The sequence below is a fragment of the Seonamhaeicola sp. S2-3 genome, from assembly GCF_001971785.1.
Classification (GTDB): domain Bacteria; phylum Bacteroidota; class Bacteroidia; order Flavobacteriales; family Flavobacteriaceae; genus Seonamhaeicola.
The window spans coordinates 2,198,662-2,220,499 of sequence record NZ_CP019389.1 but is presented as its reverse complement, the minus strand read 5'-3'; the positions used below and the strand labels follow the sequence as shown (position 1 = coordinate 2,220,499).

General features: G+C 34.4%; 12 protein-coding genes. 6 read left to right on the top strand and 6 right to left on the bottom strand.

The annotated features are described in order from the left end of the window. Nucleotides 1-40 precede the first annotated feature (40 nt). The gene (locus BWZ22_RS09965; RefSeq protein ID WP_083692266.1) at nt 41-3,622 is read left to right on the top strand and encodes a glycosyl hydrolase-related protein; all 3,582 of its coding nucleotides are present in this window, start codon (nt 41-43) and stop codon (nt 3,620-3,622) included. Between the two features lie 84 nt (nt 3,623-3,706). Here BWZ22_RS09965 and BWZ22_RS09960 read toward each other — a convergent pair whose 3' ends face one another. The 6 genes from BWZ22_RS09960 to BWZ22_RS09935 form a co-directional block, all read right to left on the bottom strand. Then, nucleotides 3,707-4,813, bottom strand: coding sequence for a peptide-N-glycosidase F-related protein (locus BWZ22_RS09960; RefSeq protein WP_076699731.1), 1,107 nt, complete (start codon nt 4,811-4,813; stop codon nt 3,707-3,709). 233 nt (nt 4,814-5,046) lie between these two features. Further along, nucleotides 5,047-6,894 (bottom strand): LamG domain-containing protein, encoded by a 1,848-nt coding sequence (locus tag BWZ22_RS09955; protein WP_076699729.1) that lies wholly within the window; start codon nt 6,892-6,894, stop codon nt 5,047-5,049. A gap of 12 nt (nt 6,895-6,906) precedes the next feature. After that, nucleotides 6,907-8,436 (bottom strand): SusD/RagB family nutrient-binding outer membrane lipoprotein, encoded by a 1,530-nt coding sequence (locus tag BWZ22_RS09950; RefSeq protein WP_198027593.1) that lies wholly within the window; start codon nt 8,434-8,436, stop codon nt 6,907-6,909. 10 nt (nt 8,437-8,446) lie between these two features. Continuing rightward, a complete protein-coding gene (locus BWZ22_RS09945; protein WP_076699726.1) occupies nt 8,447-11,542 on the bottom strand; it encodes a SusC/RagA family TonB-linked outer membrane protein in 3,096 nt (1,031 codons plus the stop codon). 1,149 nt (nt 11,543-12,691) lie between these two features. Next, a complete protein-coding gene (locus BWZ22_RS09940) occupies nt 12,692-13,396 on the bottom strand; it encodes a LytTR family DNA-binding domain-containing protein (protein WP_076699725.1) in 705 nt (234 codons plus the stop codon). Next, nucleotides 13,393-14,220 (bottom strand): sensor histidine kinase, encoded by an 828-nt coding sequence (locus BWZ22_RS09935; protein ID WP_371326802.1) that lies wholly within the window; start codon nt 14,218-14,220, stop codon nt 13,393-13,395. The genes BWZ22_RS09940 and BWZ22_RS09935 overlap by 4 nt, the downstream gene beginning before the upstream one ends. Before the next feature lie 346 nt (nt 14,221-14,566). Here BWZ22_RS09935 and BWZ22_RS09930 point away from each other — a divergent pair, with 346 nt between their 5' ends. The 5 genes from BWZ22_RS09930 to BWZ22_RS09910 are packed head-to-tail and all read left to right on the top strand — an operon-like array spanning nt 14,567 to nt 21,829. Continuing rightward, a complete protein-coding gene (locus BWZ22_RS09930) occupies nt 14,567-16,816 on the top strand; it encodes a GH92 family glycosyl hydrolase (RefSeq protein WP_076702406.1) in 2,250 nt (749 codons plus the stop codon). Between the two features lie 3 nt (nt 16,817-16,819). After that, the gene (locus BWZ22_RS09925) at nt 16,820-18,697 is read left to right on the top strand and encodes a sodium:solute symporter family protein (protein ID WP_076699722.1); all 1,878 of its coding nucleotides are present in this window, start codon (nt 16,820-16,822) and stop codon (nt 18,695-18,697) included. An 8-nt stretch (nt 18,698-18,705) separates the two neighbouring features. Continuing rightward, nucleotides 18,706-19,671 (top strand): glycoside hydrolase family 130 protein, encoded by a 966-nt coding sequence (locus tag BWZ22_RS09920; protein ID WP_076699720.1) that lies wholly within the window; start codon nt 18,706-18,708, stop codon nt 19,669-19,671. Between the two features lie 5 nt (nt 19,672-19,676). Then, a complete protein-coding gene (locus BWZ22_RS09915) occupies nt 19,677-20,735 on the top strand; it encodes a carbohydrate-binding family 9-like protein (RefSeq protein WP_076699719.1) in 1,059 nt (352 codons plus the stop codon). A gap of 8 nt (nt 20,736-20,743) precedes the next feature. Further along, nucleotides 20,744-21,829, top strand: coding sequence for a family 10 glycosylhydrolase (locus BWZ22_RS09910; protein ID WP_076699718.1), 1,086 nt, complete (start codon nt 20,744-20,746; stop codon nt 21,827-21,829). Nucleotides 21,830-21,838: the final 9 nt, after the last annotated feature.

Genomic DNA, 21,838 nt, shown 5'->3' with positions numbered 1-21,838 from the left:
ATAAAAAAACACCTTTTGTCTAAACTAAAAAAAGAAAAAAATGACGTTTAAGATTAACAAAGTAATCCAACATCTTTTTTTAATATTAAGTATTCTATTAGCAACATGCACCTCCTTTGCTAATATGTTACCTAACTTACTGTATCATGGTGGAGGAACTAATGTAAGTCACATTCAAGAATTAAACACAAATTACAAATTACATCAAATATGCAAAGATGATATAGAAGGCTACAAAAAAATGCTTTCAGGCTCAGAGTTTTTTTTATACCCATCACTTCGTGAAGACCTTAATATTTCAATGATTGCAAGAGCTACCACAGGTAAAAAAGGCTTTGAGTTTTTAACAGGAGAAGTGCCTAAAAACTACAGTAAAGATATGGTTAACTTCTTTTTTTTAAGCGATATTGATTTTAATTTAAGGGAGTCATTCGACATTTTTGTAAACGACCAACACCTGCTAACTTTTAATTCTAACAAAGATGGTTCTTTGTCTATCACCGAAAATCCTGGTAATGGTAATGCTCAATACTTTTTGGTAAGGCGCGATGCCAATGGCGATGGTCTGGGAGCTTTCAGGCTATCGGTACCTACCCCAAAAATTATAAAAGGCAAAAGTGCTAAAATTAAAGTGGTAGGACGCAAAAAAAATTCCAACTGCTGGTTTATGATTTTTAAGGGCACTGATGTTGTTGAGCGTATTAACAAATCGGTTACAGAAGAAATGGCCTTCAGTATCAAGCAGAAAGATAATGTACTGTATGTAGATGCCCCTGCTCATTTTGCTGGCAACCCCATTCAATTAATTTCCGACGGAAAAAAGAGCAAACCAAAAACTTTTAAGAGCCAAGGCGAATTAGCTAAAGTGTCTTTCGAAATTAGCCCCCCTAAACATAGTTTTAAGGTTATTTATAACAATGAAACTATAACAGTAACTTTTGAAAAAGGCGATGGCTCTGGCATGAAAACAGACATTGTTGGTTCATTTTTATACCATCATATTACCAATTACAATCCCTACTGGACTGCTTCTTTAGCCAAACTTTATAAACCTGAATTCTTTGATACTTATGATAATTTCTTCGATAAGAAATACGATAAAGGTTTAGTTTCAATAATGAATTCCAGTCACCAAGATATTGCTTGGGTAGATAGACCTTCGGTTTGTATTATTTTAAGAGACACGTTGTTATTGGCACCCGTTTTAAAGGATGCTTTTATACGCGATGACTATGGTTTTGACATTGAAGATGGTTTAATGTTACGTGAATACATAGACCGCCACCCAGGTTCTGAGGCACAAATTACAGAATTATTAAATAGAAAATTAGTTTCTGTTGGAGCCACTTACAACTGCCCTTACGAAGACATGTATGATGCCGAAGACCAAGTACGCCAATTATATTTAGGTAAAAAATGGGTAAAAAAGACCTTTGGTGGATACGACTCTAAAGTATATTGGAATGTTGATGTACCTGGTAAAACCCTTCAATATCCGCAAATACTAAAAAAAGCAGGTGTAGATTATATGGTTATTAGTAGGCATGCAAAGGGAATGTTTCATTGGGCGAGTCCAGATGGTAGTTCTGTGTTTACTTACTCCCCTGGGCATTATGGAAACGATTTATTATACCTAACCAGAGACATGAACAGCAAAATGAAATACGGAGCAGAACAAATACTTTGGTGGGAAAACAGTTTTGAAGATGGCAAAATACACACCCCCCTATTGTCCAGCCAAGACATGTTGCCTGCCATTGATTATTCTGACTATATTGATACTTGGAATACCTTCGATAAAGTAAAGGATAGCAACAGAAAAGAAGTTGAAGTGAATTTACCGAAAATGGAACTTATGACGGTTGATGAATACCTACCGCTAGCAGAACAACATGCCACCAAAGTAGATACCATCATGGGAGAACGCCCCAATGTATGGGTATACATTCATGGGCCAGGGCATCATGATGCTCTTACTGCTAGTAGAGAGGGTTCTAAATTACTACCGGCCGCAGAAAAATTTCTATCCATTGCCAATAAATTAGACCCTGTTAAAACACCTTATCCGTTTGAAACTTTTGATGAAGCGTGGCAAGCCAAAATTTATCCAGACCACGGCTGGGGCGGTCATGATGGCGATGTTACCGATAATCTATTTAAAGAAAATCTGATAAAATCGAGAACCATGGGGCAAAACCTTTTAAATGAAGGTTTAAATATCATTGCATCTAAAATTAAAAAAAATGAAAAAATAGGAATACCTATTGTGCTTTTTAATAGTTTGTCTTGGGAAAGAACAGACCCTGTAACCACTACACTACAATTTCCAAAAGGTTACAAAAATGGCATCACCATAGTTAATAAAGACAAAAAAATAATCCCATCACAAATTACAAATGCCAAATATCATGACGATGGAAGTCTAAAAAGTGCTGATGTTACTTTTATTGCTAAAAATATTCCATCTATAGGATATGCAACCTACTATGTTAAAAACAAAAAAACAACCTTTGCCAACAATACCAATGTTTCAAAAAGTGTTTATGAAAACCCTTATTATCGCATCAATTTTGAAAAAGGTGGTATGACTTCAGTTTTCGATAAAGAATTGAACAAAGAATTGTTTGATAATAGCGTATTTAAAACAGGCGACGTTTTCACCATGCAATCTGTTGGTAATGGCGCTGGAGAGTTTGGAGATATACAGCAACCTACTATGGTAGACTATGACCAAGTAAGCTTGCACAATACCGATTGGGAAGTTTTAGAAAATGGTCCTGTGTACACTAAATATAGAGTGGAACAACAAATAAAACATGCTATAGTTAGACAAGACATTACCTTGTACCACGACTTAAAACGTGTGTATTTTAACACCAGTTTACGAAATTGGTCTGGAGAACTTTATAGAGAATTTAGAACAGCATTCCCAGTAAACATGGAAAACCCTGAAATAGCCCATGAAGTACCTTTTGGTACTGTAAGAGTAGGCAAGGACGAAATTGAAACTGCTGGAGAACGCTACACACCACTATGTAAAGACGTACACCCAAGAGCTATTATAGATTGGATTTCGGCAACCGATAACGAAGTTTCTATAACACTAAGTTCATCAGTAGCAGCCGCAGATTGGATAGACCCAACAGGTAAAACCGATAGCAATATATTACAGCATTTGCTATTGGCCAGTAGAACCTCGTGCCATTGGGAAGGTAACGAATATTCGCAGGGTGGAAATCACGATTTTCATAATGTGCTCACCTCAACCAAAGCAGGTAGTGTATCAGGTCAAAAGATAGCGAAACAAAAAAATGAGCCGATTCATGTGGTAGTTAATCCCATTACCGCTTCAAAACCTTATTTACCGCAAAATTTAAGTTTCTTCTCTATTGATGCGGACAATATTATCATAACTACTATTAAAAAAGCAGAAGATTCTGAAGATTTTATTACAAGGATGTATAATGTAGAGGGTAGTACGGAAACAGTGAATGTATCCTCTTATTTTGATATTAAATCTTATCATCATACCAACATTATTGAAGAAAACCCTGTACCAGTTTCACCTCAATTGGAAATTGGTAAATATGCCATAGAAACCTATAGTTTAAAAGTTGATTAATAGCAGTTATATTTTCTTAAGAGAAAGCCGGCATCACTTTAAAGATAGCCGGCTTTATTATTTATTAACAGCTTTTATCACGAATTAATTGGTAATTACAGGAGCATCAATTGGAGTTTTACTTTTTACCACAACATAGGTAGAAATGGCATAGAAAGCTCCTGTTTGTCCAGATTGCGTACCCCCATCAGACACCCAATCTTCAAAATCGTATTCAAAATTAAATGTTACATTAGAATTTGATTTATCAAACTCATCAATCCTAACTGGCACTGCCATTCCTGGGCACCAACCGGCTCTATCTGATGCCCAATTACCTCGTTGCGAGTTTATTTTATTACTACCACACCCTATTGGTTTAAGCTCGTGCGTAAACTTAGTTTCATTATCAATTTTAATTTGATGCGTTCTAAAACACCACTCAGCACAACCTCTACCATCGCTATCGGCTGGAGTTGCATGTCCCCAACCACTTATTATAGTTCTTAAATGTGTACTAAATGCATTACTAGGAACAGTAATTGTTTTGGATAAATCAAAGCCTGCGGAACTACTACCGTATGGAACTCCTCCTAAAGAAGAACTGTTATAAGCAAGAACTTCTGAGACGGCGTAATAGGGAAAATCTGGAATGCCTTCTTCAAAATCAAAATCAACCGATAAATTCCAACCGTCATCTCCCCAAGTCTCTATAAATGCACGAAGTTCTACTTGACCTTCTAGAAGAGATTTAAAATCGGTAACATCTATTTCAATACCTCGTGTTAATTGTGAGGTGTCTACTCCATAAGGTGTAATGTATCTCCCCAACTCAAACCACTTTTTAGTTTTTTTATCCTTGACACTGATATTGGCATAAACATCCCAAATATTGCACCCTGCATTGGGGCAATCTAACTGTATAAACATTTTCACAGCCTTAACATTAGTATTATCTTCATTTAAAGTAAAAGTTGCTATTTTACTTTGGCTAAGACCTGCTCCAAATGCTATTCTGGTTTTACTAAACGTTTTATAATTTAAGGTTTTGAAATCTTGTAGAGGATTCTTAGGTTTCTCAGAGGTATTTGTACCATCTGCAGTATTGCCACTACAACAAAAACTAAATACTAATATAAACTGTAAATAAACTGAAATTTTTAATGCTCTTTTTAATAATTCTGTATTAATGACTTTATTCTTCTTTATCATTTTTTATTAAATATTACATAAATAGGCGTTTCTTAATAGAATAAGTAATACTAACAGTAAATTTATATTTAATCTTTTGAACCAAATAATAAATTATATTACTATTAGCATGTAAAATTCATTTGTAGTTTGAATATAAAAACCTTTATCACATTCCATATAAAAGAAAAAGAAGCACCTTATACAAGGTACTTCTTTTTACAAAAACCAAACTAATTAAAACGAAATATGTTTTAATTATTCCAAACTATACCGCGCATTTCTCCGCTATAGTTTCCTGTTTCATCACTAAATTGAATACCTTTAACTCTGTTAAGTGGAAAATACATTTGAAGATTTGGCTCTGAGCCATCGATATCGGCATCAAACTGATTAACAGAACGTACTTGATCCCAAATCCTAAAGTCTTTAATGGATCCATTCATTTTTGCTCCCCAAGAATTTCCAAGCCAAGTTTCACCCCATCCAGAAACGTTTGGTACACCAATATCTGTTGATTGCCCAACCATTTCACCATCAACATAGATAGATGTGGTCATTGCCGTATTATCATGAACTATAGCAACGTGCTGCCATACTTGTGATTTTACTGATAGAGCAGGAGCTTCAGGCCCTCCCCAACCACCAACATCGGTGAAGTTCCATAAACCTCCTGAAGCAAGAATTTCTTCTTCTGTTGGCTCTGTAAATCCATACACCCTTAAACCATAAGTACCATTACCAAATATTTCGCCTGACCCGCCCATTTGTAATGTTTTTAGCTTAAGATCAAACTCTACTGTGTAATCTCCTTGCGGCGTATAATTTGGTGTAATTCTTAAACCAACAGCACTAGGGTCATCTCTATCAATATAAATACCATCTGCAGAACCAACTAAATTTGAATTAATTAAATCTATTGCGCTTGCTATTGCATCAGCTGCATCATCTAAAGCAGATTGTCTTGTTTCATTAGCTACAACATCATTCGCATTAGCAAGTATACTATCAATATAGTCTAAAGTTCCTACAGGATAGTCACCATCCATATCGCCTTCGGTAATCGTTGCCCTAAAATCGGTAATTTCCTGAATAGCAGCATTTAAATTTGTATAGTCTAAAACTATTACAGGTGGTTCTGAAACCCATTCTACAGTTCCATTAATTGTTGCGTTAAAATTGCCTGTTACATCTGAGAAACTATCTCCTAAATTAGACCCAAATGGAAAATAACATGATAAACCCGCTTCTGTTCCTTCTACAGAAGTACCAATATTTGCTTGTATTGTTGATTGATCCAATGCCGAATCCCAAACTTTAAATTCTCTAAATAAGGCATTACACACGCGGTCGGTCCATGTTGGTCCATTACCTATTATAAAAGGACCATCAGATGCTCCTATGGTTTCATTGTGTGTAGCAACCAACTGTCCTTCTATATAGAGCGATTGTGCAGAACCTGTATTAGTATAGGCTACATTAACCCATTGACCGCTTTTCAATGTTTCTTCAGGAGCAGATGTTACGGGCCAACCAGCCCCTGTGCCAGTAACGATTTCAATAAGTCCATTTCCAAAATAACGAACTGTATTACCATTTGATGGTTCACTTTCCATTGAAAAAAGATTGTTTGAATACCCTGCTTGGTTTAAATCAACAACATATACTTGTAACTCTATTGTAGAGGGTCCCAATAATATTGGTTTAATATTATCAGAGATTTGTATCCCAGCCCCAGCAGATTGTTTTACCCAAGGAAAAGCTTCAGATACTACACTAACCAAAAACTTATCTATAGCCGCATTTAGTTTAATAACAGCATCATCAATATCTGCTTGAGATTCCGAACTTTCTATTCTCTTATAAATCCAGTTAACTACATCTTGAAGTGCCTTTTTAGAGCCTGGTTGATAATCTCCTGCATTAATACCTTCAACACTTGTGGCTATTAAGTCTTCAGCCTCAGCTATTCTCTCTTCTAGCTGAGCAATATTAAAATTCTGTGTAGTTGAATCATCGTCATTATCACAGGATACCGTAAAGAACAGTACTACCAGCGGTAATGCAAATGCTACTTTTTTTAAATTGTTTAATATCTTCATCTTATTTTTTTGTTAAAAATTACTATTCATCAAACCATTAGATTTTGTTTTTGTGTCTGCAACATCCCACCATAACTTGTTATCCATACGGTTTGTATCAATTGTATTTTGGTCTGGTGGTAACATATCTGATTCTGTGTTAAATGCATTATCTGGATATCTAATACGTTTCACATAAGTTCCTTGTGCTACTGTAGAAGCACTACTTACACCATCTATAGGTAAAGTAAGATCTGGGTAATCTGTACGTCTAAAATCTACCCAAGCTTCTCTTCCATTAGGGAAGTTAGCTATGTATTTCTGGGTTATCAGTTGCTTTAATTGTTCTTCATTTGAACCAGACAATACTGGCACTTCATTTATGTATGCAGTTGCCGCAGCAGGATCTACACCTACAAACTCCATAGAGGCTCTCACTCCTTCTTGCATTAAAGTTGTAGGGTCTTCTCCTATCCACCCTCTTAATGCGGCTTCAGCTTTTAAAAATACCACTTCAGCATATAGCATTACGGGTTGATAATGATCTATTTCAGCATCGTTTCCTGTAAAACCAATATATGTGGTATTCTCATTCATTGTTGCAAAATCATTAGCATCTGCAGGTAAGATATTATATCCATTTTCAACACCTTCAAGACGTTCACTGCCAAACATTGGTGAGCTTTCTTTGTAACCAAACCAAATTCTTGCCCTAGGATCTTCCATAGATGTTTGAGAGTACATCAAATCAATAAATGTTTTAGAACACCTAATATTATCCCATAAAATAGCCATATTACGTAAATAATCATAAAAGCCATTTACCCAAGCTGGTATATGTGCTACATCATCATTACTTTGCATTACTCCACCATTAATAGCAGCTACTGCTTCAGTTTGTGCTTTCCCTGGATCTACATTAGAAATTCTCATAGCTAATCGTAATCGCATAGAATTTCCAAAACGTTTCCACTTATCTAAATCCCAACCATATATTAAATCACTAGCACTTGGCATTATATACTGGTTTGTATCACTAGCATCTATAGCATTTACTGCATTATTTAATCTATCAAACAAATCGTAATAAATATCACGTTCAGTGTTGTAAGGCACTTTTGACCCAAAGCCAATGTCGAAGTATGGTAAATCACCATAGTAGGCTAACATTCTGGCCCATTCTGAAACTTCCCAAATTTCTAAAACTTGCATTAAATTGTTATAAAATGGATCATCACCATATATGCTTTGAAGTGATTTGATGTTAGCCAAACCATCTACAAAAAATGCATTCCATCCCGTAAAAGCCCATCCATCTACATACTCGTACCTACCAGACTCAAAACCAGATACCGTATTAGCCCAGTATTGTGCATAAAAATCTGCATATAAATTTACGTTACGTTGATAATCAAAAACTGGCGTAGTAACAATTCTGTTAAATAATAGTTCTGGTTGAGGGGCAGTAACCGCGTTGGGATTCGTGTTAATTTCCTCAAAATTCTCTGTACAACTGACTGCTATAAAAAACACGCCAGTTAATAGCATTAATATTTTTTTCATAATTCTTTTTTTAAAATTTAACATTCAAAGAAAAGCCATAGGTTCTTTCTACTGGCACAGGAGAAAAGTCAAAAGCTTGACCTCCAACTGATGAGTTAAACGAACTTGCATCAGGTACTGTGCCCGGTGTATTTCTATATAGGTAAAACAGATTCCTTCCTATTAAAGATAGTTTAACACTATTAATTACTCCTTTACCTAAAGACTCAATTATAGATTTAGGGAAAGAATACCCAAGAGATAATTCTCCTAATTTCATGAACGAAGCGTCATATATAAATTCTTCGGATATACCAGATACGGTTTGCCAATAAGATTGAGGACTAACTATTGTAGTGTTTGAGCTACCATCAGCTAGAATACCATTAGGTGTAAAAAAAGGCTCTCTTCCTAAAGACAAGGTTCTTAATGAGTTACCTGTACTTGTAGCAGCCGCTTCAGTTAACGAGTATATATCACCGCCTTGTTGCATAGTAAATAAGGCGTTTAAGGAAACTCCTTTGTAAGCTGCATTAATACCAATTGAACCTGTAAAATCTGCTTGAATATTACCAATTTTCTCTTTTTCAGTAGTATTTGCCGGTAAACCATCTGCTCCTACTATAAGATTTCCGTCAGCATCTCTTTGGTATTTAAATCCATAAATATCACCATAACGCTCACCAACATAACCACGTACTTCTTCTATGATAGTATTACTTTTAAAGTATGTGAAAAAATCAGCTCCAAAATCGGGCAACTCCTCTATTACACCTTTATTAGTTGCAAAATTAAGAGTTAGGCCTAGATTAAAATCTTCAGTTTTAACAGGTATTACAGTTGTATACACCTCAATACCCTTATTAGAAATCTCACCTACATTAGTAAGTAAACCTGAATAAAGACTTGTTGAATTTGGAAGTATCGAAGCGATTTGATTTCTAGTGCGCTCATCATACAAAGCAATATCAAAATTTAAACGATTATTGAACAACCTAAACTCTACACCAAGTTCTGTGGTGGTTGAAATTTCTGGTTGCAAAAAAGGATCTACCCCTGTGGGTGGTGTGTTTGTTTGCAATATATTGAAATTACTATTAAAGACATTAAATGTTGGTTTTGTCTCTTGAGGTTCAGAGGCTTTACCTACTTCTGCCCAAGTACCTCTTACTTTTAAATAATTCATCCAGTCTGGCATCTCAACCATTTCTGAAATTAATGCACTTAACCCCACTGATGAATATAAAAAAGAGTTGTTTGCTATGGGTAAAGTAGAAGACCAATCGTTCCTTACCGTAGCGTTCAAAAACAAATAATCTTTATAAGATACATCTGCAAAACCGTATAAGGAGTGAATTTCCTCATCAATAAATTGCTCATTAGCTTGTATATTGGAACCTGCATTTAAGAACAATGTACTTTCAAAATCCAACTTACCAGATGATGCATTTAGAGACTCGATACCCCTTCGCATTTGATTACCACCAACACTAATTCCTAAATTAAAGTCTTCGTTTAAATCTTTGTTATAACTCAATAAAAACTCGGCATTCTCTTCTTTAAAAAATGATTCTGAAGTATTAATAGACGGTGTATTATTAAAAAATATTTGATCTTCAAAGCGCGCACCAAACACTTGCTCGTAGCGATAAATATCTAAACCATATTTAACTTTTAATCTCAGTGCCTCTGAAAACTTAACATTTGTGGCTAAATAACCAAATGATCTATTACGTTGATCTCTGTTAAAATTTTGGTTTTGTAAAAAGTACGGGTTTCTGTTATTGGCATTAGCGTTTTCTGTTAAAACTGCACTCGGTCCAAATAATATTTCTTTTGTCTTGTTATCTTCAATAACAAAACCAGGAGACAAATCTTGAGTTCTTATATTAGCCGGCATTGTGTTAAAAAACGACACAAAACTATATCTACCAATGGTTGGTCTTTGAAATCCTTGCGTATTAATGTAAGACACTTTTGCGTCAACATTTAACCAAGGATTTATATCGTAATTAGCTTTAAAATCAAAATTTAAACGCTCTAAAGCTTGTCCTTCATAAATACCTTGTGTATCATCTTTACTTACCAAAACCTTAAAGTTTCCGTCCTCGCTTCCTTTAGTAAAAGTTATGGCGTGTCTTGTGCTTACGCCTGTTCTTGTAAAATCTTCTAATAAATTAGATTCAGATTGATAAGGCAATAACTCACCCGTCCAAGCCTCTCTTTCTACACCATCAAACCGAGGTCCCCAAGACACCCTTGAGCTAGGATCGTAAACACCATCAATACCTTGGCCATACTCCCTTTGGGTATCCAGAAAAAAGCTAGCTTCAGAAAATGTAGTAGAGCCTGTGTATGATATACCTAAACCTTGAGAACGTTTACCGCTTTTAGTTGTTATCAGCACGACTCCATTACCACCACGCGCACCGTACAATGCAGCTGCGGGACCTCCTTTTAAAACTGAAATGGTTTCTATGTCATCTGGGTTAATATCCAAAAATCCTCCACCGTTAGAGTTACCACCAAATAAATCTTCTGCATCTGATGTAAAGTCTTGTGTAGAAAAGGGTACTCCATCTATTACCCATAGTAGTTGATCATTTCCGCTTAAGGAACTTGCTCCGCGAATATCTATTCTTGGCTTACCTGTAATACCTCCAGAATTGGTAATATTAACCCCCGCAGCTTTACCTTGCAAAGCAGATGTAGCGCTTGGGTTTGCAGCAGCTGTAATAGTTTCAGAATCCACCTCTTGAACCGCATAAGCCAGAGCTTTCTTCTCTTTTTTAATACCAAGAGCTGTTACTACAACTTCATCTAAAGCCTCTAGGCTTTCTTGCAATGTTACATTAATTACTGTTCGAGAATTAACAACCTCCTCTTTTGTCACATAACCAACAAAGGTAAATACCAAGGTTGCTGTAGGACTAACATCTATAGAATAGTTACCATCAAAATCAGTCGAAGTACCGTTACTAGTACCTTTTACCATTATATTAACCCCTGGAAGTGGCACTCCATTAGGATCTAGTACTGTTCCATTTACAATACCATTTTGCGCTTTTATTATGTTTGTAGACAACAAAAACACAAAAACTAAAAAGAATAATAATTTTTTCTTCATACTAGTTTTAATTTAATTAGTTTAGAAATAGTTAAAATTTATGTTTAAGTAAATGTTACAAAAAAGTTAAGAATCCAAAAGGTTTTTCGACCAACAACATGCTATAAAAGCTAAAGGTGAAAAAAATTGAAGGTGAAAACCTAAATTAATTATTTTTAATTCATTAAAACGTAACAACTTATAAAATAAGCTTTAAACCAATAGGTTTCGCTACTTGTTTACAATCTACAGCGTTTTATTTAATAACTTAAATATGCTTTAGAGTTGTTACGTGCACTCGAACATAAAATACAAGACCTAGAGCATCAACAAGAATAGTAGTACTATTAAAAGTATATCTAGGCTCAGGGTTTCTAAAATCATGAAAGATAATAATTGGGAAAGTAAACATAAAAGAAAGTTTAAGATCTCTATAGATTCCAATTATAAATGTTCAGTTTGTAGAAATCTGTTAGATAAAAACTTTAACCCTAGCAGATTAAATGAAGTTTGGGTATATTATATTACATATATTAAAACTCAAAAAGGTTGAATGTACCTGACTACCTTTATTGATTTATACGACAGACAAGTGATTGTTTAATCATTAAGTACAATCCTCCATATAAATCAAACCTTTACTCCTGCATAGAAAATGGCTATATCCAAAAGATAAATAACCCTATCTTTACTTTTACATACAGACAAAGGTATCCAATATGCCTCAAGGGAATTTAGAAAAATATTAAAATCTAATATTTTTATTGTACAATACGTGAGTAGAAAAGCAAATTGTTAGGATAATGCTGTAGAGAAATCCTTCTTTAAAACTCTAAAAAGTAGAACTAGATTTATGATAGTAAATTTCAAACCATAAAACAAGTTTCTTTGAATATATAAAATATGGTATAATAACAAGCGTAAACATTCCTATTTTTAGGATATAGGACACCTTTTTTATCAAAGTAAAAATGTGGCATAGGTCTTTAAAAATTTGTCCTACTTTTTGTTGCAAGCCCAAGTAAATTCTGAGTAAGAGCTTAATACAGAAACCATATTAACCACAAAAAATGTAATAATTTAGGTCTAGCTGATTAAGAATAATAGAAACTTTTAAAAGGTACTAATTTAATCTAATTTATAAAAACTGTCAACCTATTTTAGGACGACTCATTGGTTTAATATTTTGCTCTTAACCTCCTCAAGGTAAGACCTACCTATAACATACCTTAAACCTTCTATTTCAACACTATTACCTTCAACAACATCAATTTTATCTATAGCTATAGTGTAAGACCTATGAATGCGTATAAAATTATGCTTAGGAAGTAATGCTGTAAAATCAGACAAAGTACTATGAATGATATATTTTCCTGTGGTGGTGTTTATTCTTAGATAATCCTTTAAAGATTCAACAGTTAATATTTCATCCAAATAAATCTTTTTCATTTTCTTTTTATCAATTTTAATAAAAAGATGTTTTCTAATATTATTATTTTGATTCATTGTAGTTGTCTTCCTAAGTTTATGTTCCACTTTATTAATAGCTTTAATAAATCTTGGAAACTCTATAGGCTTAACGAGATAATCAAGCACATTAAGCTCATAGGTTTCAACCGCAAACTCTGTATAGGCTGTGGTAACAATAATCAAAGGAGGGTCATTCAGTGCTTTTACAAAACTCAACCCATCAAACAAAGGCATATTAATATCCAAAAACATTACATCTATTTGTTCACTTTTTAAAAAGTCTAATACCTCTAAAGCGTTACTAAAGGTTTTTGTTACCTCAAAACCTTTTATTTGCTGTAGATAATTCTTGATAACGTTTATTGCCAAGGGTTCATCATCAATTATTATACATTTGGTACTCATGCTACTCGTATTTTTAGTTTTGCTATAAAAATATTATCTACTTCATCAAATTCTAAGTTATAATCATTTTCAGAATAACCTAGCGAAAGCCGTTTTCTAACATTTTTAAGCCCTATCCCTCCCGAATAATTATTACTTAAATTTTGATTTATAATTGAAGGCATTGGATTTAATACACTAAAATATAGAAAATCTTCTTCAATCTTGAATGAAATTAATATTTTAATATTACCTATATTTTTATTCACCCCATGTTTAAAGGCATTTTCAACTAAAGATAACAGAATAATGGGGGCTATTTTTTTGCCTTGTATATCTCCAGTTATAGAAACCTCAACCTCTAAAGACTTACTATGCCTTATTCGTTCTAAATCTAGATAATTTTGCACACACAAAATTTCCTTTTCTAATGTTTGTCTCCGTTGTCGTGTTTCATATAACAGGTACCGCATGAGCTCAGATAATTTTAAAATAACCTTAGAGGTTTTTTTTGATTTTTCTAAAGCTAGCGAATGAATGTTATTTAATGTATTAAAGAAGAAATGAGGTGATATTTGGGCTTTTAAAAACATGAGTTCGGTTTCTAAATTTGCCTTTTCAAGTTCAGCCACTCTTCTGTGTTCCTGTAAATAATCTAGTGTTATTTTTATGGCTGTTACAAATGTTATCACATATAATTCACCAATCATCATATCGATAACATAGTTAAGGGATAGTGAATTAAGCGTTTCTGGACCTTCAGGCCAAACGTTATGACCTATTAAAAGATAGGTAAGATTAAACTTAACCAAAACCATGAGAAATATAGAGATTAACACCGCCATTACATACAAGATGTATTTTCTCTGGTACACCAAAAACGGCATTAAAACAAAAATATTTAAATAACACAAAACCATGTGGATAGGAAAACCTAGTAGATTAGTCTTTAGTGAATATACATAATCGCCAAAATAGCTCCCCCACCTAAATGTATTGAAAGAAAAATAAATCAACCAAAAGATTACATGAAATTTAAAGGGTAGTTTATAATATTCCTTAGAATTCAAAATTTTAACCATGGTTTCTTTACTATATTTTTTCTGGTGTTTAACTTAGATTAGACGTTGTCCGTCTAAATTTATTTGGGAGGACGATAAAATTATGAATTTTTACATTAATCCAAATTATATGAAGCATATATTATCATATTTATTATTAACTGTTTTGCTTTTGGCTTGCAACAAGCAAAGTAAAAATTCTTTGGCAAACAACACTAAACCAAAATTAATACATCTTGTAAATACTTTTATAGGAACTGGAGGACATGGGCATACGTATCCAGGAGCTACAGTGCCTTTTGGTATGTTACAAGTAAGCCCTGTAAATGGCATATCAGATTGGGATTGGTGTTCAGGTTACCACTATACAGATTCGATAGCCATAGGTTTTAGCCATTTAGCACTAAGCGGTACAGGTATTGGAGATTTAGCCGATATATTGCTCATGCCAATTAACAGAGAGATAGATTTATCCCCTACACCTAAAGGAAGAGATAGCCTAAACTATAAATCGAAATATTCTCATAAAAACGAGAGCGCTTCTCCTGGGTATTATCAAGTTTACTTAGAAGACCATAATATTAATGTTGAGTTAACTACATCGCAAAGAACCGCCTATCATAAATATACCTTTAGAGATGGCGATAAACAATCGGTGGTTTTAGATTTAGGCTATGCAATAAACTGGGATAAGCCTAGAGAAACCGCCATACATATTGAAGACGCACAAACCGTATCTGGTTATAGATTTAGCACAGGTTGGGCAAAAAACCAAAAGGTGTTTTTTGTTGCTAAATTTTCAAAACCCATAAAAAACTCTAAACTATATAACGAAGGTGATTTAACAAAAAACAATACTGTTAAAGGTAAAAAAACAGCTACGCAATTAGTTTTTGATAATCAAAACACAAACCAACTTTTTGTTAAAGTGGCATTATCTTCAGTAAGTATAGAAAACGCAAAAAAAAATTTAGACTCTGGTAATTTTGATTTTGAAGCTATTAGGCAAAATGCAGAAAATATTTGGGAAACTTCACTACAAAATATAAAGATTGAAACCCCAGTAGATTCCCTAAAAACAATGTTCTATACTGCACTTTACCATAGTCAATTAGCACCAGTGACATTTAGCGACAAAAACGGAGCATTTAGAAAGGAAAATGACAGTATTGTAATAGCTCAAGATTACACAGCCTATTCTACATTTTCACTCTGGGATACTTTTAGGGCAGAACACCCATTACTTACTTTAGTCGCCAAAGACAAGGTAGCCCATTTTATAAATTCCATGTTAGCATACTACCAAACCAATAAAATTTTACCAGTTTGGACATTATACGGTAACGAAACCAATACCATGACGGGTTATCATTCTATACCAGTCATCGTAGAAGCTTACCTTAAAGGCATTCGCGGATTTGATGCTGAAAAAGCTTTTGAAGCAATGAAGAACACGATGATGCAAGATGAAAGAGGCTTAGAGCATTATAAGACCTTTGGCTATATACCTTATGAATTGTTAGATGAATCGGTTACCATAACTCTAGAATATGCCTATAATGATTGGTGTGTAGCACAAATGGCTAAAGCACTAGGAAAAGAAGAAGATTTTAATTTATTCATGCAACGTTCAAAAGCATATCAGTATTTATTTGATAAAGATACTGGCTTCATGCGTGGCAAATCTAAAGATGGTAAGTCGTGGAACACACCTTTTGACCCTAAATATTCAAACCACAGGAAACATACAGATTATACCGAAGGTAACGCATGGCAACATAGTTGGTTTGTACCTCATGCCGTTGAAGATTTTATTGCTATGCACGGCGGTAACGAAAACTTTACATCTAGATTAGAACATCTATTCACAGAAAGCTCAGATATTACAGGAGACAATGTTTCTGTTGATATTTCAGGACTTATCGGCCAGTATGCCCACGGTAATGAACCTAGTCATCACATTGCCTATATGTTTAACAAGGCCAATAAACCTTGGCGCACGCAATATTGGGTAAATCATATCTTAAACACACAATACAATACTACTCCAAATGGCTTAAGTGGTAATGAAGACTGCGGACAAATGAGTGCTTGGTACGTATTTAGTGCCATGGGGTTCTATCCCATGAATCCAGCTTCAGGCAACTATGAAATAGGAAGTCCTATTTTCGAGAAAACAACTATCAAATTAAATAACAATAAAGCATTTGTTATTGAAGCTGAAAATGTATCAAATAAAAATATCTATATACAATCAGCAACCTTAAATGATAAAGATTTTAATAGCACAATTATCTCTCACAAACAAATTATAAACGGAGGCTCTTTAAAATTTAAAATGGGTCCAGAACCCAATAAAACCTGGGGTGTAAAAAATTAATTTATGAACGCTATTGATGTTACAATAATTGGAGTATATATAGCACTAACCTTAGGTGTTGGTATTTGGATTTCCAAAAGAGCTTCCAAAGGTTTGGATTCTTATTTCCTAGGAGGAAAAAGCATTAAATGGTACTATTTAGGACTTAGTAATGGCTCTGGGATGTTTGATGTCTCTGGTACAGCTTGGATGGTTGGTATCCTATTTTTATATGGTGTTAAAAGTTTTATGTTTATGTGGATGTGGCCCATTTTTAACCAGATATTTGTTATGGTTTTTCTGGCCGCATGGATAAGGCGCTCTAATATTATGACAGGTTCTGAGTGGATTTTAACACGCTTTGGAGATGATAAAGCTGGCAGAGCATCACATCTAATAGTCGCCATATTTGCCATTATTGCTTCGATAGGTTTTATAGCTTATTTTTTTGAAGGCGTTGGTAAATTCTTAACCATCATATTGCCGTGGGATTTAACACTAATATTTAATGATTCTGTGTTGTTATCATCGGACCAAAGTTATGCTTTAATAATAATATTCCTAACAACCATTTATACTATAAAGGGCGGTATGTTCTCTGTTGTAGCTACAGAAGTTTTACAATATGGCATTATGGTATTAGCAGGTATTTTAATTGCAAGCTACACTTTTATTTCAGTGTCAGATATACAATTAGAGACTGTTATTTCAAAAGAATGGAGTACCGTCTTTTTTGGTTGGGAGCTCGATGGATTCTGGGATGGTAAATACCAAGCCTTTAACGATTTAATTGATACGCAAGGTTATAAAATGTTTGGAGCATTTATTGGCATGTCCTTGTTCAAGGGGTTCTTTGCCAGTATCGCTGGACCTACCCCAAGCTATGATATGCAACGTATACTCTCTACACGCTCCGTAAAAGAGGCGGCCTATATGAGTGGATTTACTAATTTGGTTTTATTCATTCCTAGATATTTGCTTATAGCAGGAATTGTTATTTTAGGTTTAGTATTTATTGCTCCAGACATGGCTGTATCAAATACACTATCTACAAATGATTTAGAAATAATTTTACCTAAAGTTATAAATCATCATGTTCCTGTTGGTATTAAAGGGATACTTTTAGCAGGGCTTTTAGCAGCATTTATGTCTACATTTTCAGCGTTTGTAAATTCAGGACCCGCTTATATTGTAAATGATATTTATAAAAAATATTTTAAACCAGAAGCTACTCAAAAACATTATATAAGAGCAAGCCATCTTGCTTCTTTTGGTATTGTAATTTTGGGTGTTATCATGGGCTTTTTTGCTGAATCTATAAACTCAATTACATTGTGGATAACAAGTGCACTATATGGAGGCTATGTTGCAGCTAACCTTTTGAAATGGATTTGGTGGCGTTTTAATGGATGGGGCTACTTTTGGGGAATGGCAGCAGGACTTGTAGTAGCAACCCTGCAATTTGTTTTGGAACAAAACCAGAATAACTTTATAGTGGGCTCAATTATGTATGAAGCCGCAACTTTACCTGCTATTTATGCTTTTCCAGTGATACTTATACTCTCATTAGTTGGGGCATTTTTGGGTACTTTTTTAACCCCTCCTACAAATATAAATACCCTTAAAAACTTCTACACTAATGTAAGGCCTTGGGGTTGGTGGAATCCTGTTTTTAAGTCTATTAAAGATACCAATCCTGTTTTTAAGAAAAATAACGATTTTCCAATCGATATGTTTAACTGTGTTATTGGAATTGTTTGGCAATCCAGTATGATATTGTTGCCTATTTACTTTATGATTAGAGATTACACAAATATGTTTTGCGTTTTGATACTATTTGCAGTAACTTCTGTAATTTTAAAATTTACTTGGTTAGATAAAGTAAGGAAGTATAAAAATTAATTAAAAAAATGAAGCTAATTCCTTGGGAAGAAAGACCTAAAGAGTCAAAAGATGTAGTATGGCGTTATAGCCAAAACCCCATTATTAATCGTGATGCCATTCCTACATCCAACAGCGTTTTTAATAGTGCCGTAGTGCCATATAAAGATGGTTTTGCAGGTGTATTTAGGTGCGATAATAAAGCAGTGCAAATGAATATTTTTGCAGGTTTTAGTGACAATGGCATAGATTGGAGCATCAACGAGACCCCTATTAAATTTAAAGCTCACGATAAAAATCAAGTTCTTGGCGATTATAAATACGACCCCAGAGTGGTGTTTTTAGAAGACCGCTACTGGATTACCTGGTGTGAAGGCCATAATGGCCCTACTATTGGTATTGGTTATACCTTCGATTTTAAAGAGTTCTTTCAATGTGAAAGTGCCTTTTTACCTTTCAATAGAAACGGGGTATTATTACCACAAAAAATTGATGGAAAATATGCTATGATGAGTCGCCCAAGCGATAACGGCCACACGCCTTTTGGAGATATCTATATGAGTTACAGTCCCGATATGAAATACTGGGGAGAGCACCGGCACATGATGTCTCCTACATCTTTCAAAGATAGTGCGTGGCAGTGCACAAAAATTGGAGCTGGCTCTGTGCCCTTTTTAACCAATGAAGGATGGCTTATGTTTTATCATGGGGTTATAAATACCTGTAACGGATTTAGATATGCCATGGGTTCCGCGATTTTAGATACAGACCAACCTCATATTGTAAAGTACAGAACACAGCCCTACTTGCTAACACCTTCAGAAATATATGAACAGGTAGGCGATGTCCCCAATGTAATTTTCCCTTGTGCGGCGTTACAAGATGTAGAAAACGATAAAGCAACCATTTACTATGGAGGCGCAGATACCGTGGTAGCCCTAGCCTTTTGCTATATTAGTGAAATACTAGAATTCACAAAAACAAACAGCATATAATAGACATGAGATTAATAGCACCAATACATCCTCTTTTAAAAAAAGGCTTATGGAACATAGTTTTTTTTTCCCTAGGGTTATATAGCTATGCTCAACAAACAATACCTTCTACACCTAAAACCTATATAGCAAACTACACCAATGAAGCTATAAAAATTGACGGTTTAGAAAATGAAACTTCTTGGAAAAATGCACAATATTCAGATACATTCATTGACATAGAAGGTGTTAAAACTCCCAAGTACAAAACCCAAGTAAAAATGTTGTGGGATAGACATCATATTTATTTTTTTGCTCAACTAGAAGAACCACATGTATGGGGAACATTAAAAAAAAGGGACACAATAATTTATCATAATAACGATTTTGAAATTTTTATCGACCCAGATGGCGATGCACATAATTATTATGAATTTGAATTTAATGCCTTAAACACACTATGGGACTTATTCATTACAAGACCCTATCGCAATGGTGCATTAGCACTTAACGATTGGGAAGCTAAAGGCATAAAATCTGCAATTCATGTTGATGGCACCCTAAATAATCCCAATGATATTGATAAAAGTTGGAGTATCGAGGTAGCTATTCCATTAAAAGTATTTAACACATCATACTATCAAACTATAGATTTGAAAGATAAATATTGGAGGGTTAATTTTTCTAGAGTACATTGGGATTTTCAACTAGAAGATGGAGTTTACCAAAGAAAAAAAGATGCTAAAGGCAAACACCTTCCAGAATACAACTGGGTATGGTCGCCTCAAAATGTTGTAGCAATGCATCAACCCGAAACATGGGGCTATGTATATTTTTCTAAAGAAGGTGGTAATTTTACCATTCCAAAAGACGAACATATAAAATGGTATTTGTTTGAACTTCACAATGCTTTAAAAAGTAAAAGCATCGAAGTAAAAAACATAAACAATCCGAAACAAATTCTAAATAAAACTATAACCCCTAAATATGAAGTCCATAAAACAGGGTACAATATCTGGGTAGAAAGTCCTTTTTCCAACAAAACCATCATCATAAATCAACATGGTAAAATCATCGTAAAATAGTACTCAATATGAAATCGATATATCAATTACTTACTATTATTTTCATTGTAACAGTATCTTGTTCAAAAGAAAAAAAAGGCATCAATACTGCGCAAACCGAAAGCACACCACCACCTTTTAAATATTGGGTTTGGTATGGTGCTGGAGCTAATGTTGCAGATAGTATTCATATTAAACAATTCAAAAAATATGCGAGCTCAGGTATAAATGCTGTGCTTATTGATACAAGGGCAGATGCCAATTATTTATCTAAAGTAGCGCCATTAGCCATCAAAGAAGGTTTAGAGGTTCATGCGTGGATGTTTACCATGAACAGACCGGGAGACACTACGGCGCTAAAACATCCCGATTGGTATATGGTAAGCCGTAGCGGAAAATCGTGTTTTGAGGACCGCCCTTATGTAGATTATTATCAATGGCTTTCTCCCAGTCATCCAGAAGCCCGTAAACATATTTGGACTCTTGTGGAAGGTTTAGCAAAGGTTGAAGGCATTAAAAGCGTACATTTAGATTATATTCGATATCCAGATATTTTTCTTCCTGTGGGCTTGTTACCAAAATATAATTTGGTGCAAAACGAAGAATTACCAGACTTTGATTTTGATTATTCTATGGCTTCCGTAGATAAGTTTAAAAAACTATTTGGAAAAGATATAACCCAAGCCGAAGTCCCCGCCATAGATATTGAATGGAAACAATTTAGACTCAACGAAATTAAATCTGTAGTAGATGGCGCTTATGATATTGCCCATAAACACGGTAAAGATCTTACCGCTGCGGTATTTCCCTATCCCGAAATGGCAGATCACATGGTGCGCCAACGTTGGGACAAATGGAATATTGATGCAGTAATGCCGATGATTTACAATAATTTTTATAACGAAGGGTTAGATTGGATAGAATTCGCCACAAAGCAAGGGCTTACCGATTTAAAAGCAAAACAAACCAAATTACATACAGGCCTATATTTACCTGAAATGACCGATAATGAATTGGCAAAGGCCATTGATATTGTTAAACAATCAGGAGCCTCAGGAGTCGCTTTTTTTGATATTCAAGACTCCCATTTTGAGGTAATAAAAGCTTCTCATTAATAAGTGTTT